The organism is Streptomyces sp. NPDC045287, from assembly GCF_056432325.1.
In genome coordinates, this window is sequence record NZ_JBWKJG010000004.1 from 1 (window position 1) to 15,619 (window position 15,619).

The window sequence follows — 15,619 nt, forward strand, 5'->3', positions numbered from 1 at the left end:
GACGGACACCAGCCCTACACCCCCGACGAAGTACGCGAAGCACTCCAGATCGGCCCCGACACCCCCATCATCACCACCGACGCCCGCCACCGCGCGGACGCCAAAAGCGCCCTCATCACCCTCGTCGAACACGCCCTCATGGCACGACTGCGGTAGCACGTCCCACGGTTCTCCTCGCGGGGCCCGCCGCACCGGTCGTCGGTGCGGCGGGCCCCCGCCGTTCGTCCGCGGCGGTGCCGCGCGCCCCGCGCCCACGCCGAAGGGCCCCGCACCCGTCACGGGTGCGGGGCCCTTCGGCACGTACGGGCGGCGGGGTGTCAGCCCTGCCAGGAGTGCGGCGCCCGGAAGCCGGACTGCCACTGCGGGCGGCGCCAGCCGACCGTGGTGCGGGCGCGGTGCGCCGGGGCGGCCTCCGCCGCGGCGGTGCGGGCGCCCGCGCGGGCCAGGAGGACGGCGGTGAGGGCGGCGAGTTCCTCGGGGGCGGCGTGGCCCTTCTCGACCCGGAGGAGGGAGGCGTCTGCCAGGGGCGTGGTCACGGGTTCTCCTCGTTACTGCGGCGGGTTGCCGTGCTTGCGGGACGGCAGGTCGGCGTGCTTGGTGCGGAGCATGGCGAGGGACCGGATGAGCACCTCGCGGGTCTCGGCCGGGTCGATGACGTCGTCGACCAGGCCGCGCTCCGCGGCGTAGTACGGGTGCATCAGCTCGGCCTTGTACTCCTTGACCATGCGGGCGCGCATGGCCTCGGGGTCCTCGGCGTCGGCGATCTGCCGGCGGAAGATGACGTTGGCGGCGCCCTCGGCGCCCATGACGGCGATCTCGTTGGTCGGCCAGGCGTAGGTGAGGTCGGCACCGATGGACTGGGAGTCCATGACGATGTACGCGCCGCCGTACGCCTTGCGCAGGATCAGCGAAATGCGCGGCACGGTGGCGTTGCAGTACGCGTACAGCAGCTTGGCGCCGTGGCGGATGATGCCGCCGTGCTCCTGGTCGACGCCGGGCAGGAAGCCGGGCACGTCGAGGAACGTGATGATCGGGATGTTGAACGCGTCGCACATCTGGACGAAGCGGGCGGCCTTCTCGGACGCCTCGATGTCCAGGACGCCGGCGAGGGTCTGCGGCTGGTTCGCGACGATGCCGACGACCTGGCCGTCGAGGCGGGCGAGGGCGCAGACGATGTTGCGGGCCCAGCGCTCGTGGACCTCCAGGTAGTCGCCGTCGTCGACGATCTCCTCGATGACCTTGTGCATGTCGTACGGCCGGTTGCCGTCGGCGGGCACGAGGTCCAGCAGGACGTCGCCGCGCCGGTCGGCGGGGTCGTCGCTGGGGTGGACCGGCGGGGTCTCGCGGTTGTTCTGCGGGAGCATCGACAGGAGGTAGCGGACCTCGGCGATGCAGGTCTCCTCGTCGTCGTACGCGAAGTGCGCGACGCCGGAGGTCTCGGCGTGGACGTCGGCGCCGCCGAGCCCGTTCTGCGTGATCTCCTCACCGGTGACGGCCTTGACGACGTCGGGGCCGGTGATGAACATCTGCGAGGTGTCGCGGACCATGAAGACGAAGTCCGTGAGGGCGGGGCTGTAGGCCGCACCGCCGGCGCAGGGGCCGAGCATCACGGAGATCTGCGGGATGACCCCGGACGCCTTGGTGTTGCGCTGGAAGATGCCGCCGTACCCGGCGAGGGCGGAGACGCCCTCCTGGATGCGGGCGCCGGCGCCGTCGTTCAGCGACACGAGCGGGGCGCCGGCCGCGATGGCCATGTCCATGATCTTGTGGATCTTGGTGGCGTGGGCCTCGCCGAGGGCGCCGCCGAAGATCCGGAAGTCGTGCGCGTAGACGAAGACCGTACGGCCGTCGACCGTGCCCCACCCGGTGATGACACCGTCGGTGTAGGGCTTCTTGGCCTCCAGGCCGAATCCGGTCGCCCGGTGCCGGCGCAACTGCTCGACCTCCCGGAACGACCCCTCGTCCAGCAGGAGTTCGATGCGCTCGCGGGCGGTCAGCTTGCCCTTGGCGTGCTGCGCCTCGGTGGCGCGCTCACTCGGGCCGCGCCGGGCCTCCTCGCGCAGGGCGAGCAGCTCGGCCACCCGTCCGCGGGCGTCGGCGGGCTCTCCCTGGTTTTCGTCCACAACGGTCATGTACTGACCCTACGGAGCCGACCGAGCAAATCCCGCCGTTGACTCCGTACAGTCTCCGGACTGTTCTGCTGTGCGCCCTGAACAGAACCGGGTCGGGGGGCAGGCGAAGTACCAGCATTCGGCCCTGTCGTCTTGTGGGTTTCCCACAACGCCCTGGCGGTGGTACGGGCTGGGGGCCGTCGGATCAGGCGAGGAGCGCCTCGCAGCGGTGCGCGGCGCAGGCGGTGCCGGGGGCGATCCGCAGCCGTAGGGCGGGCCCGGTGGAGAGTACCCGGACGGACGGGTCGTGCGTGAGGACCCGGCGGACCGGGCGGTGCCAGGTGATCTCCAGGGGGCGGCCGGTGCGGGGCGGCTCGCCGACGTGGAGGGTGGCGGTGCGGCCGTGCCGCCGCACGAGGACGGCGGCCGGGGCGGTGGTGGTGAGGGGGCCGGTGGTGCCGGGCCGCCAGAAGGTGGCGAAGGTGAGGCCCAGGGCGCGGACGCGGACGGCCTGGCGGGCGGCGGTGTTGTCGAGGACCTCCAGCCAGTGCGGGTCGGCGGCGCGGGCGGCGACGGCGCGGCGGGTGGCGCCGGGCATCACCAGATAGGCGTACACCGTGTCGGCGGGGTCGGTGCCGTGGTCGAGCCAGAGGGTCTGGTAGCGGCGGGTGCGGCGCTCGGCGCTGGAGGCGGTGTTGATGTCGCGCCAGGCGCCGGCGCGGTCCTCGCGCAGGGTGCGCAGGCGGGCGGGTCCGGGGGGCAGGACCCAGCCGCCGTGGCCTTCGAGGTGGGCCCAGCCGGGGCCGGTGGTGAACCGGGCGTCGCCGGCCTCGCCGAGGTTGCGGTTGTCGACGACGGTCTCGACGGGGACGCCGTCGGCGCAGGTGATGCCCGCGCCGAGGCAGATGACGGCGTCGGCGGCGCAGAACCAGGACTTGCGGGCCTCCAGGGTGGAGCCGAGGCCGCGCAGGTGCTGGCCGATCGCGGCGTACTCGCCGTCCGTCACCCCTCCGACCCAGCGGACGTCCGGCCGGGGGGCGCCCCATTCGCCGCCTTCCCGGTCGCGCAGGCGCCGGGTGGAGACGGTGGTGCCGGGGAGCCGGTAGAGGTCGACGGTGGGCCAGAACCAGTCGGTGTACTGGCCGTCGCCGGCGGTGCCGGGGCCGGGCCCCCACCAGGAGAGCATGCCGGCCCCGGTGTGCCAGCCGCGCGGGTTCTCGCCGTTGCCGCACTCGTAGTGGGCGATGCGGTCGGAGGCCATGGCGACGCAGGCGGCCCAGCCGGGGCGGCGGTGGACGGCCCGGTCCATGGCGGCGAACAGGGTGTGGCCGGTGGGTTCGGGGGCGGCGGGCACGGGCGAGGCGGCGACGGCGTGGAGCCGGGCGAGGTCCGCGACGCCGAAGCGCGGGGCGGTCAGGACGGGGCTGACCGTGTCGCGCGCGATCCAGCCCTTGACGAGGGAGTGCCAGCGCTCGCGCCGGGCGGGGGCGGCGCCGTCCGCGAGGAGGGCGATCGCGGCGATGACGCCGTGGCCGTGGTAGTGGTCGCCGCGCAGGACGCCGGGGTCGCCGCGCAGGACGCCGCGGCTGATGGCGCGGCCGTTGACGGCGTCCATCATCAGGCCGTTGCGCAGGAGGGGGGCGTACGCGCGCTCGACGGCGTCGAGGACGGTGTGCCGGGCCGGGTCGGTGACCTCCCAGGGGGAGCCGGCGAGGAGCGCGAAGAGGCGGGCGAGGCCGTCGAGGAGGACCTGGCCGTACGTGCCGGTGTACGGGACCGCGCCGTGCTGGACGAAGCTGCCGTCCTCGTACAGCCCGTCGCCACGGGTCACGTGGGGGAAGACGGGTGACAGCGCGTCGCGGGCGAGGGCCAGCCTGTCGGGGCGGCGGCCGAGGACGCCGCGCAGGGCGACGGAGCGGCACAGGTCGACGCGGTTGGCGCCGGTGGAGGTGCCGGAGTAGTCGAGGAGGGCGGTGTCCGGGACGAAGTGGTCGACGGCGGCGCACGCGGCGTCGATGTGACCGGGTGTCAGGTGGTCGTGGAGGGCGGCGACCGTGTCGAGGAGGAGGTGGGGGACGCCGATCTGCCATTCCCACCAGTTGCCGTAGGGGGTGGTGGCGGGGTGGTAGACGCGGGCGGCGAGGTGGTCGAGGCCGGTGCGGACGGCGTCGAGGAGGGCGGGGTCGCCGGTGCGGCCGGTGCCGGGCTGGACGTACGCCTGGGCCATGGTCCAGAGGCGGCGGTACGAGCGGGTGATGCCGGCGGGCGGGTCGAAGGGGTCGGCGGGCCAGAGGGAGCCGGCGGCGGGGGCCATGGTGGCCCGGTGGCGGGCGGCGAGGGCGCCGGTCGCGGCGAGGCGGGTGGCGTAGGGCTCGGCGGCGGGGTCGTAGCCGGTGCCGAGCTGGAGGGTGAGCCAGCGGAGGCGGAGGGCGTCGCAGGCGAGGGTCCGGGGGTCGCCGCCGGCGGCGGCGAGGGCGGGGACCGGGAGGGCGGTGGCGGCCGCGGTGGCGGCGGCGAGGAAGGCGCGGCGGGAGCGGGCGGGCACGGTCGGATTGTGGCGGCGAGGGGGCGCGGGGAGGGCGAGCCACGCGGAGGGGGACGCCCCGGAAGAAGTTGTTGAAGATTGAACGGAATGGGGCTATGGTCGAGATAGTTCAATCTTCAACGAAGGCACGAATCTTCTCGAAGGAGCACGTCATGGGCCTGTTCAACCGCAACACCGGCACGCGGACCGCCACCCCCACCGCCCCGGCCGTCGACCCGTCGCTGGCCGCGCTGACCGGCACGTACACGATCGACGCCGCGCACAGCACGATCGGCTTCACCGCGCGCCACGCGATGGTCACGAACGTCCGCGGCGCCTTCACCGACTACGACGGCACCCTGGTCCTCGACGGCGCGGACCCGTCGGCCTCCTCCGCCTCGCTCGACATCCGGATGGCCTCCGTCGACACCGGCAGCGCCGACCGCGACGGGCACCTGCGCGGCGCCGACTTCTTCGACGCCGAGCAGTTCCCGGAGATGACGTTCCGCTCCACCTCCGCGGAGGCGCTGGGCGGCACGGACTACCGCGTCACCGGCGACCTGACGATCAAGGGCGTGACCCGCCCGGTCGCCATCGACCTGGAGTTCAACGGCGCCGCGAAGGACCCGTTCGGCAACGAGCGCGTCGGCTTCGAGGGCAAGGCCGAGATCCTGCGCTCCGACTGGGGCCTGACCTGGAACGCGGCGCTGGAGACGGGCGGCGTGCTGGTCAGCGACAAGATCAAGCTGACGTTCGAGATCTCCGCGATCCGCACGGCGTGACCCCCGCCCGCTTCTCCGGGCTCCCCCACACAGCGCCCGCCCACCGCCGACCGGCGGCCGGGGCGGGCGCTGGGCCGTCGCGGTCGCGGCGTGCGCGGCCGGGCTCGCCGTGGCGCGCGGCTGGCGGCCGCCGGTCTCCCTGGGCGCGGCCGTCACGCTGGTCGCCGTCTGGCACCTGGCGCTGGTCCCCTGGTCGCGGGCGGTGCCGGACGCTCTTTGGTACAGCCCGTACCAGGCGTCGCAGTTGCTCTCCACCCCCCTCTTCGCCCTCCTGGTCGCCGCCGCCGCGCACGCGGACCGCGAAGGGCGCCGAACCGGTCTGGGCGGGCGGTGGGCGATTCGGCTGGGGCACTGGTCGTTCGCCTGGTACCTGGTCCACGAGATCGTGATCCGCGTGTGGGTCGGCGTGCACGGGCGCCCGGAGGGCCTGGTGGCCACGGCCCTCCTCTGGCTCCTGGTGATCGCCGTGAGTCTGGCGCTGGCAGCCGCCGCGTACCACTGCGTGGAGCACCCCCTGGAACGCCGCCTGCGCAGGGCGGGCCCGCAGCCCCGGGCCTCCGGGGAGCGGGCTCCCCGCGTCCCCGTCGCCTGACGGCGTCCCCCTCTCCGGCCGTGCCGCGGGCGGGGAGGGGTCAGAACCCGCCGCCGAAGTCGCCGCCTCCCCCGCCGCCGCCGAATCCGCCTCCCCCGCCGAAGTCGCCGCCGAAGTCCGAGGCGTCGTAGTCGCCGCCGGAGAAGTCGCCGCCTGCGAAGGAGTCGTAGCCCTCGCCGCCGTACTCGCCCGCGTACGCGGGGGTCGCGAGGGTGCTGCCGAGCATCGTGCCGATCAGGAGGCCGGGCAGGAGCGCGCCGCCGTAGTAGCCGCCCGCCCAGGGGCCGTACACCGGTCCCGCCTCCCAGTACGGGCGGGGACCCCACTCGGTGGTGACCTGGCGGGCCGCCGGGTCCTGGCCCGCCCGGACGCGGGCCTCGTCCGCCGCGCAGACCGGTACGTCGCGGGGGGTGCCGCCGTGCGGGGTCCAGGACACGTCCGCCACCGAGGGGCCGTGGCGGGGGTCGAAGAAGCAGGGTGCCCGCCGCTCGGGAAGCGGGCGGCCCTCGCGGCGGGCGGAGAGGACGGCCAGCGCGTGGCGGCCGTCCGCGAGGGCCTCGGTCACGCCCCGGACGTCATGGGGGTGGCGGGCCCCGGCCATGAGCTGCTTCGCCTCGTCGTACGCGTCCAGGGCGCGTTCGTAGTCGCGGCGCATCGCGTCGTCGGCGGTCGGGTCCGCCGGGTGGAAGTCCAGGCGGTCCAGTTCCTCGCCGTACGCGGTGATGTCCTCGTCGACGACGACGCGGAGCTTCTCCAGGGCCTCGCGCTCCTCGGACCGGCTGCGGTTGCGGCTGCGGACGGTCATCAGCGACACGCCCGCCGCCATCGCCGCGAGCAGTACGCCGATGGTCACCAGACCGCCGACCGGCGCGCCGTCGGTTGGCACGCCCGCCCAGGAGGACGGCGCCGAGCCGCGCGTCTGCGGCAGGGCCTGGTCGACGAAGGCGTTCAGCTCCGTCGCCGCGTCCACGCCGGGCTGGCGGACCGCCGACACGAGGTTGTCCACCGCCCGGGGGGAGAGCACCGCCCGGTCGGCACCCGCGTCGAAGGCGTCGCCCAGGCGGACGGCGTACACGCCGGTCACGCCCGTGAGGGTGCGCAGGTCGCGCAGGAGGGTCTCCTCCGGGAACGCGTCCGTGTCCGGCAGGACGGCCACCATCAGGGGCTTGTCCGCGTCGAGGATCTTGCGCTCCAACGCCTCGGCCTCGGGCGGCGGCAGTTCGCCGGCCGCCGCCGGGTGCACGTAGACGGGGCCCTGCCGGAGCGCGGCGGCGGCCTCCCGCACCCCGTCCGACGCCTTGCCGGCCGCAGCGGGGGCCAGGGCCAGGAGGAGCAGGAGCACCAGGCCCGCCACGGCCGACACGAGGGAGAGGGGGTTTCTCCTCATACCATCGAAGCTACCCCATATGGGGGGATTTGAGCCCTCCGGTGGCGCTACTTCTCCGTCGGCTCCACGCCCGCCCTCAGCAGGCCGTACGTGTACGCGTCCACCAGCGCCTGCCACGACGCCGCGATCACGTTCTCGCCGACGCCGACCGTCGACCACTCGGCGTCGCCGTCGCTGGTCGTGATCAGGACGCGGGTCGTGGACTCGGTGCCGTGGCGGCCCTCCAGGATGCGCACCTTGTAGTCGACCAGCTCGAACTTGGCCATCTGCGGGTGGATCCGCTCCAGGGCCGCCAGCAGCGCCCGGTCCAGGGCGTTCACCGGACCGTTGCCCTCCGCCGTGGCGACGATGCGCTCGCCGGCCGCCCACACCTTCACCGTCGCCTCGTTGGCGTGGGTGCCGTCGGGGCGGTCCTCGACGATGGCCCGCCACGACTCCGTGCGGAAGAAGCGCAGGGGGCGGCCCTCGACCTCCTCGCGGAGGAGGAGCTCGAACGACGCGTCCGCCGCCTCGTACGTGTAGCCGCGCAGCTCCCGGTCCTTGACGCGGTCGACGACGCGGCCGACCAGCTCGCGGTCGTCGCCCAGGTCGATGCCCAGTTCCTTGCCCTTGAGCTCGACCGACGCGCGGCCGGCCATGTCGGAGACCAGCATGCGCATCGTGTTGCCGACGTGCTCGGGGTCGATGTGCTGGTACAGGTCCGGGTCGACCTTGATCGCGGAGGCGTGGAGGCCCGCCTTGTGGGCGAAGGCGGAGACGCCGACGTACGGCTGGTGGGTGGAGGGGGTGAGGTTGACGACCTCCGCGATGGCGTGGGAGATCCGCGTCATCTCCGCCAGGGAGCCCTCGGGCAGGACGCGGCGGCCGTACTTCAGCTCCAGGGCCGCGACCACGGGGAAGAGGTTCGCGTTGCCGACGCGCTCGCCGTAGCCGTTGGCGGTGCACTGGACGTGGGTGGCGCCGCCGTCGACGGCCGCGAGGGTGTTGGCGACGGCGCAGCCGGTGTCGTCCTGGGCGTGGATGCCGAGGCGGGCGCCGGTGTCGGCGAGGACGGCGGCGACGACGTCCCGCACCTGCGGCGGGAGCATGCCGCCGTTGGTGTCGCACAGGACGACCACGTCGGCGCCCGCCTCGTGGGCGGCGCGGACGACGGCCTTGGCGTACTCGGGGTTCGCCCGGTAGCCGTCGAAGAAGTGCTCGCAGTCGACGAAGACGCGGCGGCCCTGCTCGCGAAGGTGGGCGACGGTGTCGCGGATCATGGCGAGGTTCTCGTCGAGCGTGGTGCGCAGCGCCAGCTCGACGTGGCGGTCGTGGGACTTGGCGACCAGCGTGATCACCGGGGCGCCGGAGTCGAGGAGCGCCTTGACCTGCGGGTCGTCGGCGGCCTGGATGCCGGCGCGGCGGGTGGCGCCGAAGGCGACGAGCTGGGCGTGCTTGAAGTCGATCTCGGCGAGCGCGCGGGCGAAGAACTCCGTGTCGCGCGGGTTGGCGCCGGGCCAGCCGCCCTCGATGAAGCCCACACCGAAGTCGTCCAGGTGCCGGGCGATGGTCAGCTTGTCGGCGACGGTGAGGTTGATGCCCTCGCGCTGGGCGCCGTCGCGCAGTGTCGTGTCGAAGACGTGGAAGCCGTCGTCGACGGGCTGATCCGTGGTCATGGCTGTCCTGCTCCTGTCGGATGTGGCTCCGGTGGGGTTCCCGCCCGCGCCGGCCCGCGGGGCGGGGCCCGGACGGGGAATGGCCGGTTCCGCCCGCCCCATTGTCGCGCGCTCGCCGCGGGCCCTCGGGTGGGGCCCGGAAAACGAAAAGACCCCTCGCGGGTGCGAGAGGTCTGCGCGCGGGTCTGGGACACGGTGTCCGCCGCCGCGACGGGGTTGCCGTCGGGCTCAGCGGTCACTGCGGACCGGCGCGCCGCTGCCGATAATCATCGGGTTCGCGAGCACGGGGGCAGTGTGCCACAGGAGGGCCGCTTCCTGGGCAGGGGTCTCACGATGCGGTCAAGCCCTCCGGAGCAGCGTCTCCTCGATGTGCTCGCGCACGTGGGCGAGCACCTGGTCGCGGCCGGTGCCCGGGATGCCCACGGCGACGTGGACGCTGAACCCGTCGAGCAGGGCGCGCAGCCGGGCCGCGTACCGGTCGGGGTCGACCCGGCGCAGTTCGCCGCGCGAGATGCCCTCGGCGATGAGCGCGACGAGATCGCGGTGCCAGGCCCCCTCGATGGCCGCCTGCCGGTCGCGCGCCGAGGCGTCGGCGCCCTGCGAGCGGTTCCACACCTCCAGCCAGAGCGTCCAGTGCGGGTCGCGGGGCCCGCCGGGGACGTACAGCTCGACGTACGCGGTGAGGCGGCCGGCGACCGGGAGGTCCTGCCGCGACAGCAGGGCGCTGCGCTGCGCGCCGAGGCGGCCCTCGCTCCACTCCAGGGTCCGCAGGAGCAGCTCGTCCTTGGTGCGGAAGTAATAGAGGAGGTGGCCGCTGCTCATGCCGACCTCCCGGCCGAGCCCGGCCATGGTGAGGCCCTCCAGCCCCCGCTCGGCGATGGTCGCCATGGCGGCGGCGAGCACCTCCTCACGGGGCGGCGCGGTGTTGCGGCGCCGGGCGGCGCGGGCTTTGACGTCGTTCACCCGTCCGTTGTACCCGATCTCCAGCCGGCCCCGGCCATCCGCTCCCGGAGCGCGGCGACCGCGCCGGGGGCAGGCGGGCGGCCGGCCAGGGCGGTCGTGTCGGCGCTCAGGACCTCCAGGACGACGGCGGCCACCTGGTCGGCGGGCAGGACGCCGGAGAGCAGGGCGAGCAGCGCCGGGCCGTCCTCGTCGTCCCAGCCGTCGGCGACCACCTCGCGCAGGGCCACCACCGTGTCGACGGCGGCGGGCGGCAGTTCGGTCCAGCCGCGGACCCGCCGGATCTCCTCGGCCACCTCGTCCATGAACCAGCGCATCACCGCGTGGGGCACGTGGTGGTCCCCGGCGGGTGCGGCGAGGCAGAACGACGGCTCCCGCGCCGGGTCCTCGTCGGGGACGATCGCGGTGATCAGGCAGCGGGTGTCGCGGTGGTCGAGTTCGAGGTGCCAGGCGTCCTCGGACAGGACGTAGATGCGGGTGATCCGGTGGTCGGGGTGCGGCGTGGGGTCGGCCATGGGCGCAGGGTGACAGCCGCGCCCATGGCGTGACCAGCGGTTTTCTCAGACCTTCGGCTGCTGTTGGGTGATGCAGTGGATGCCGCCGCCGTTCGCGAAGACGGGGCGGGCGTCGACGAGGGTGACCGTGCGGTCGGGGAAGAGGCGACGGAAGACGCCGGCCGCGAGTTCGTCGCGGGGGTCGTCGAAGGCGCACAGGACGACGCCGCCGTTGCAGAGGTAGTGGTTGATGTACGAGTAGTCGACCCACTCGCCGTCCTCCTGGAGGACGGTGGGCGCCGGGACCTCGACGACCTCCAGGGCGCGCCCGCGGGCGTCGGTCTGGGAGCGGAGGAGGGCGGCGTTCTCCTTGCACGGCTCGTGGTCGGGGTGGGCCGGATCGGGCTGGGTGTGGACGACGACGACGCCGGGACGGGCGAAGGCGGCGACGATGTCGACGTGGCCGCGCGTGCCGTACGTGCCGTAGTCGGCGGTCAGCCCGCGGGGCAGCCAGATCGCCTTGGTGGTGCCGAGCCTCGCGTGGACCTCCGCCTCGACCTGGGCGCGGGTCCAGCCGGGGTTGCGTTCGGGGCCGAGCTGGACCGTGTCGGTGAGGAGGACCGTGCCCTCGCCATCGACGTGGATCGCGCCGCCCTCGTTGACGAGGGGGCTGCTCTGCACGGGCGCCCCGGCGAGGTCCGCGACGTGGCGGGCGATCTTCGCGTCGTGCTCCCAGCGGGCCCAGTCGGCGGCGCCCCACCCGTTGAACACCCAGTCGACGGCGGCGAGCCGGGTGCCGTCGGTGACGAACGTCGGGCCGATGTCCCGCATCCAGGCGTCGTCCAGGTCCCGCTCCACCAGGTCGACGCCGTCGCCGAGGAGGGCGCGGGCCGAACCGGCGTCGCCGGGGGCCACCACCATGGTCACCGGTTCGAAGCGGCGCACGGCGCGGGCGACGTCCGCCCAGGCCGTCCGGGCCGCGGCCAGTTCCTCCGGGGTGGCGAAGGTGGGGTTGGCGGTGGGCCACGCCATCCAGGTGCGCTCGTGGGGCGCCCACTCGGCGGGCATGCGGAAGCTCATGGGGGTGGTCCTCAGAGGAAGTAGAGGCGGTTGAGGGACACGGAGTCGGCGGGCTCCGAGCGGACCGGTTCGCCGTCCAGCGTGACCAGGCCCGTGCGGGCGTCCACGGCGACCTCTCCGATGCGGGAGTTGAGGCGCAGGTCGCCGGGGCCGATCCCGCGGGTGCCGCGCACGGCGACGCGCCGGCGGCGGGTGGGCATCAGGTCGGCGCCGAGCTGGGCCGCCGCACCGGAGACGAACGCGACGGAGATGTCCGCGGCCGTCGCGCCGTGCGCGCCGAACTGCGGGCCCAGCACGAGCGGTTCGCACGTGTCGGTGGCGGCGTTCGGGTCGCCCACGACCCCGTACGCGGGGAAGCCGGACTTCAGGACGAGCTGCGGCTTGGCGCCGAAGAACTCGGGCCGCCACAGCACGATGTCGGCGAGCTTGCCGATCTCGATCGAGCCGACCTCGTGGGCGAGGCCGTGGGCGATGGCCGGGTTGATGGTGAGCTTGGCGACGTACCGCAGGACGCGGGCGTTGTCGTCGCCGTCGCCGTCGCCGTCGAGCGGGCCCAGCTCGGCCTTCATCTTGCCGGCCATGGCGAAGGTCCGGCGCACGGTCTCGCCGGCCCTCCCCATGCCCTGCGCGTCCGACGACGTGATGCCGATCGCGCCGAGGTCGTGCAGGACGTCCTCCGCGCCCATCGTCCCGGCCCGGATGCGGTCGCGGGCCATGGCGGCGTCGCCGGGCAGGTCGGTCTTCAGGTCGTGGACGGAGACGATCATCCCGTAGTGCTCGGCGACCGCGTCCCGCCCGAAGGGCAGGGTGGGGTTGGTGGAGGAGCCGATGACGTTGGGGACGCCCGCCATCTTCAGGACGTTGGGGACGTGGCCGCCGCCGCAGCCCTCGATGTGGAAGGCGTGGATCGTCCGGCCTTCCAGGACCTTGAGGGTGTCCTCCACGGACAGGCACTCGTTGAGTCCGTCGCTGTGCAGGGCGACCTGCACGTCGTGCTCCTCGGCGACCCGCAGGGCGGTGTCGAGGGCGCGGGTGTGGGCGCCCATGTCCTCGTGGACCTTGAAGCCGGAGGCGCCGCCCTCGGCCAGGGCCTCCACCAGCGGGGCGGCGTCGGACGACGACCCGCGGGCGAGGAAGCCGATGTTGACGGGCCAGGCGTCGAAGGCGCCGAAGGCGTGGCGCAGGGCCCACGGCGAGTTGACGCCGACGCCCCAGACCGGGCCGAACTCCTGGCCGATGATCGTGGTCACGCCGGAGGCCAGCGACGCCTCCATGATGCGGGGCGACAGCAGGTGGACGTGGGTGTCGACGGCGCCGGCGGTGGCGATCAGGCCCTCGCCGGAGACGATGGACGTGCCGGTCCCGACGACGACGTCGACCCCGTCGAGGGTGTCGGGGTTGCCCGCCCGGCCGATGGCGTGGATCCGGCCCTCGCGGATGCCGATCGACACCTTGCGGATGCCCTGCACGGCGTCGATGACCAGGACGTTGCTGATGACGAGGTCGCAGGTCTCGCGGACGGCGGCGGCCTTCAGGTGCAGCCCGTCGCGGGCGGTCTTGCCGAAGCCGGCCAGGAACTCGTCGCCGGGCTCCTGGGAGTCGGACTCGACCCGTACGGTCAGCCCGGAGTCGCCCAGGCGGACGCGGTCGCCGGCGCGGGGGCCGTGCACGGAGGCGTACTCGTAGGGGTCCATCAGGCGTTCTCCTCCACTCCGGTGCCGGGCTCGCGGTCCCGTGCGGGGTCGGCGCCGAGGTAGCCGCAGGCGACCGCCCTGCGCAGGGCCTCCTCCTTCGCGCCGGGCGCGTCCAGCGGCCCGTCGACCAGGCCGGCGAACCCGATCGCGACCCGATCGCCGCCGATGGGGACGAGCCCCACCTCGGCCTCGCCGCCCGGGTCGAACCGCACCGACGAGCCGGCCGGGACGCACAGCCGCATCCCGTACGCCGCCGCGCGGTCGAACCGCAGGCGCGGGTTGGCCTCGAAGAAGTGGAAGTGCGAGGTGACGCTGATCGGCACGGCCGCGGTGTTGCGCACGGTGAGCGTCGTCCGCGCGGCCGGCTCCCGGTAGCCGGGGCCCGGCAGCAGCGCGCCGGGCGCGTCCGGGCCCGCGGAGGGGCCGCCGATCGGGTCGGTGACGACGGCCAGGCGGGAGCCGTCGTCGAAGACCGCCTCCACGTGGACCTCGGTGACCACGTCGGCGACCCCGGGCAGCACGTCGTCCGGGCCGAGGACCGCGCGGGCCGCCGCGACGGCCTCCGCGAGGCGCCGGCCGTCGCGGGCGGCCTCGCAGACGGTGTCGGCGATGAGCGCCGTGGCCTCGGGGACGTTGAGCCGCAGTCCACGGGCGCGGCGGGCCCGGGCGAGTTCGGCGGCCCCGAAGAGCAGCAGCCGGTCGCGTTCGGTGGGGGTCAGGCGCACGTCCCTCGCACCTCCTGGCGTGTACGACAAGATTTAGAGCATCACTCTAAACGGCTGCCACGAGAAAAGAAAACGGCAGGTTTCGCGGCGATCTTCTGATTGGAGCAGCGCTCTAAGGGTGATCGGAAGCGCATGCGGTCGCGGAGAGAGGCGGCGCGGGGCGGGACGCTGGGACGGCGCGGGGCATGACGCGAGGGTGACGCGAGGCACGAGGCGGGGCAGCGCAGGGCGGTGCGAGGCGGGAGACGGCGCGGCGCGCGGCGACGTGAGACGAGGCGCGGGGCGGCGCGGCGCAAGGCCCAGGAGGTGGCGAGGCGGGGCGCGAGGCGGCGTGAGACGAGACGAGGCGCAAGGCGCGGCGAGGCAGGGCGCGAGGTGGCGCGGCGCGTGAGCCGCGAGGCGAGGCGCGCGGATGCGCGTGGGAGCACCCGTGCGGAACGGGGGCGCCCGCCGGGCCCGCGGGCCGCGCGAGGCGGGACGCGGGCCGCGGCGGGCGCGGCTCCCGAGGGGGTCAGGCGACCGGGTGGGTCCAGCCGTGGGTGTCCTCCGCGGCACCCGTCTGGATGTCGAGCAGGGCCTTGCGGAGCTTCAGGGTGACCTCGCCCGGCTGCCCGTCGCCCTGCGTCCACTCGCCGCCGGCGGACTTGACCGTGCCGACCGGCGTGATCACCGCGGCCGTGCCGCAGGCGAAGACCTCCGTGAGGGTGCCGTTCTCCGTGTCGCGGCGCCACTGGTCGGTGGAGACGCGGCCCTCCTCCGACTCGTAGCCGAGGTCGTGGGCGACCTGGAGCAGGGAGTCGCGGGTGATGCCCGCCAGGAGGGAGCCGGTCAGCTCAGGGGTGACGATCTTGTTCCCGTACACGAAGTACAGGTTCATGCCGCCCATCTCCTCGACCCACTTGTGCTCCAGCGCGTCGAGCCAGACGACCTGGTCGCAGCCCTTCTCCGCGGCCTCGGCCTGGGCGAGCAGGGACGCGGCGTAGTTGCCGCCGGTCTTGGCGAAGCCCATGCCGCCGGGGACGGCGCGGACGTAGTTCTCCGACAGCCAGACGGAGACCGGCTTGACGCCGCCCGGGAAGTACGCGCCGGCGGGCGACGCGATGACGATGAACAGGTACTCGTTGGCCGGCCGGACGCCCAGCCCGACCTCCGTGGCGATCATGAAGGGCCGCAGGTACAAGGACTCCTCGCCGCCGTGCGGCGGGACCCACTCCACGTCCTGCCGGACCAGCGCGTCGCACGCGGCGACGAACGTCTCGACGGGGAGCTCGGGCATGGCCAGGCGGCGGGCGGAGCGCTGGAAGCGCTCGGCGTTGGCCTCGGGGCGGAACAGCGAGACCGAGCCGTCGGGGCGGCGGTACGCCTTCAGGCCCTCGAAGATCTCCTGCGCGTAGTGCAGGGTCATGTTGGCGGGGTCGAGGGAGAGCGGCGCGTACGGCGTGAGCTGCGCGTCGTGCCACCCCCGGCCCTCCGTCCACTTGATCGTCACCATGTGGTCGGTGAAGTGGCGGCCGAAGCCGGGGCTGGCCAGGATCGCCTCGCGCTGAACGGCGGACAGCGGGTTCGAGGAGGGCTTGAGCTCGATCGTCGTGGGCGTCGTCATGAGTGCTGTGTC

General features: G+C 74.2%; 13 protein-coding genes and 1 pseudogene. 3 read left to right on the forward strand and 11 right to left on the reverse strand.

Annotated elements, in window-relative coordinates; genetic code table 11:
- Window positions 1–156: pseudogene (locus AC07D6_RS08320) on the forward strand (ATP-binding protein); the annotation flags it as partial.
- A 161-nt stretch (window positions 157–317) separates the two neighbouring features.
- Here the strand turns inward: AC07D6_RS08320 and AC07D6_RS08325 are convergent.
- The 3 genes from AC07D6_RS08325 to AC07D6_RS08335 all read right to left on the reverse strand — a co-directional run bounded on the left by AC07D6_RS08325 (window position 318) and on the right by AC07D6_RS08335 (window position 4,656).
- Entirely contained in the window at window positions 318–536 is a 219-nt protein-coding gene (locus tag AC07D6_RS08325) for an acyl-CoA carboxylase epsilon subunit (RefSeq protein WP_479042987.1), read from the reverse strand.
- 12 nt (window positions 537–548) lie between these two features.
- Window positions 549–2,132 carry an acyl-CoA carboxylase subunit beta gene (locus AC07D6_RS08330; RefSeq protein ID WP_479042989.1) on the reverse strand — a complete coding sequence of 528 codons (1,584 nt, stop codon included), beginning with the start codon at window positions 2,130–2,132 and terminating at the stop codon, window positions 549–551.
- Between the two features lie 184 nt (window positions 2,133–2,316).
- Entirely contained in the window at window positions 2,317–4,656 is a 2,340-nt protein-coding gene (locus AC07D6_RS08335) for a polysaccharide lyase 8 family protein (RefSeq protein WP_479042990.1), read from the reverse strand.
- A gap of 152 nt (window positions 4,657–4,808) precedes the next feature.
- On the opposite strand from AC07D6_RS08335, the gene AC07D6_RS08340 reads away from it, so the two are divergent.
- On the forward strand, window positions 4,809–5,417 hold the full coding sequence (locus AC07D6_RS08340) for a YceI family protein (protein WP_479042991.1): 609 nt from the start codon (window positions 4,809–4,811) through the stop codon (window positions 5,415–5,417).
- Between the two features lie 109 nt (window positions 5,418–5,526).
- A complete protein-coding gene (locus AC07D6_RS08345; protein WP_479042992.1) occupies window positions 5,527–6,009 on the forward strand; it encodes a hypothetical protein in 483 nt (160 codons plus the stop codon).
- A gap of 40 nt (window positions 6,010–6,049) precedes the next feature.
- Here AC07D6_RS08345 and AC07D6_RS08350 read toward each other — a convergent pair whose 3' ends face one another.
- From AC07D6_RS08350 to AC07D6_RS08385, 8 genes are all read right to left on the reverse strand, one after another.
- A complete protein-coding gene (locus AC07D6_RS08350; protein WP_479042994.1) occupies window positions 6,050–7,396 on the reverse strand; it encodes a hypothetical protein in 1,347 nt (448 codons plus the stop codon).
- 47 nt (window positions 7,397–7,443) lie between these two features.
- Entirely contained in the window at window positions 7,444–9,051 is a 1,608-nt protein-coding gene (gene cimA, locus AC07D6_RS08355) for a citramalate synthase (RefSeq protein WP_479042996.1), read from the reverse strand.
- A gap of 339 nt (window positions 9,052–9,390) precedes the next feature.
- On the reverse strand, window positions 9,391–9,939 hold the full coding sequence (locus tag AC07D6_RS08360) for a TetR/AcrR family transcriptional regulator (RefSeq protein ID WP_315875867.1): 549 nt from the start codon (window positions 9,937–9,939) through the stop codon (window positions 9,391–9,393).
- 71 nt (window positions 9,940–10,010) lie between these two features.
- Window positions 10,011–10,526 carry a hypothetical protein gene (locus AC07D6_RS08365; protein WP_315875486.1) on the reverse strand — a complete coding sequence of 172 codons (516 nt, stop codon included), beginning with the start codon at window positions 10,524–10,526 and terminating at the stop codon, window positions 10,011–10,013.
- A gap of 45 nt (window positions 10,527–10,571) precedes the next feature.
- A complete protein-coding gene (locus AC07D6_RS08370; RefSeq protein WP_479042997.1) occupies window positions 10,572–11,585 on the reverse strand; it encodes an agmatine deiminase family protein in 1,014 nt (337 codons plus the stop codon).
- Window positions 11,586–11,596: 11 nt separating this feature from the next.
- A complete protein-coding gene (locus AC07D6_RS08375) occupies window positions 11,597–13,279 on the reverse strand; it encodes an urease subunit alpha (RefSeq protein ID WP_315875488.1) in 1,683 nt (560 codons plus the stop codon).
- The gene (gene ureA, locus AC07D6_RS08380) at window positions 13,279–14,004 is read right to left on the reverse strand and encodes an urease subunit gamma (RefSeq protein WP_315875489.1); all 726 of its coding nucleotides are present in this window, start codon (window positions 14,002–14,004) and stop codon (window positions 13,279–13,281) included. Before ureA ends, AC07D6_RS08375 begins: the two co-directional genes overlap by 1 nt.
- 511 nt (window positions 14,005–14,515) lie before the next feature.
- Window positions 14,516–15,607, reverse strand: a complete 1,092-nt coding sequence (locus tag AC07D6_RS08385; RefSeq protein WP_315875490.1) for a branched-chain amino acid aminotransferase — start codon at window positions 15,605–15,607, stop codon at window positions 14,516–14,518.
- Between the last annotated feature and the right edge of the window lie 12 nt (window positions 15,608–15,619).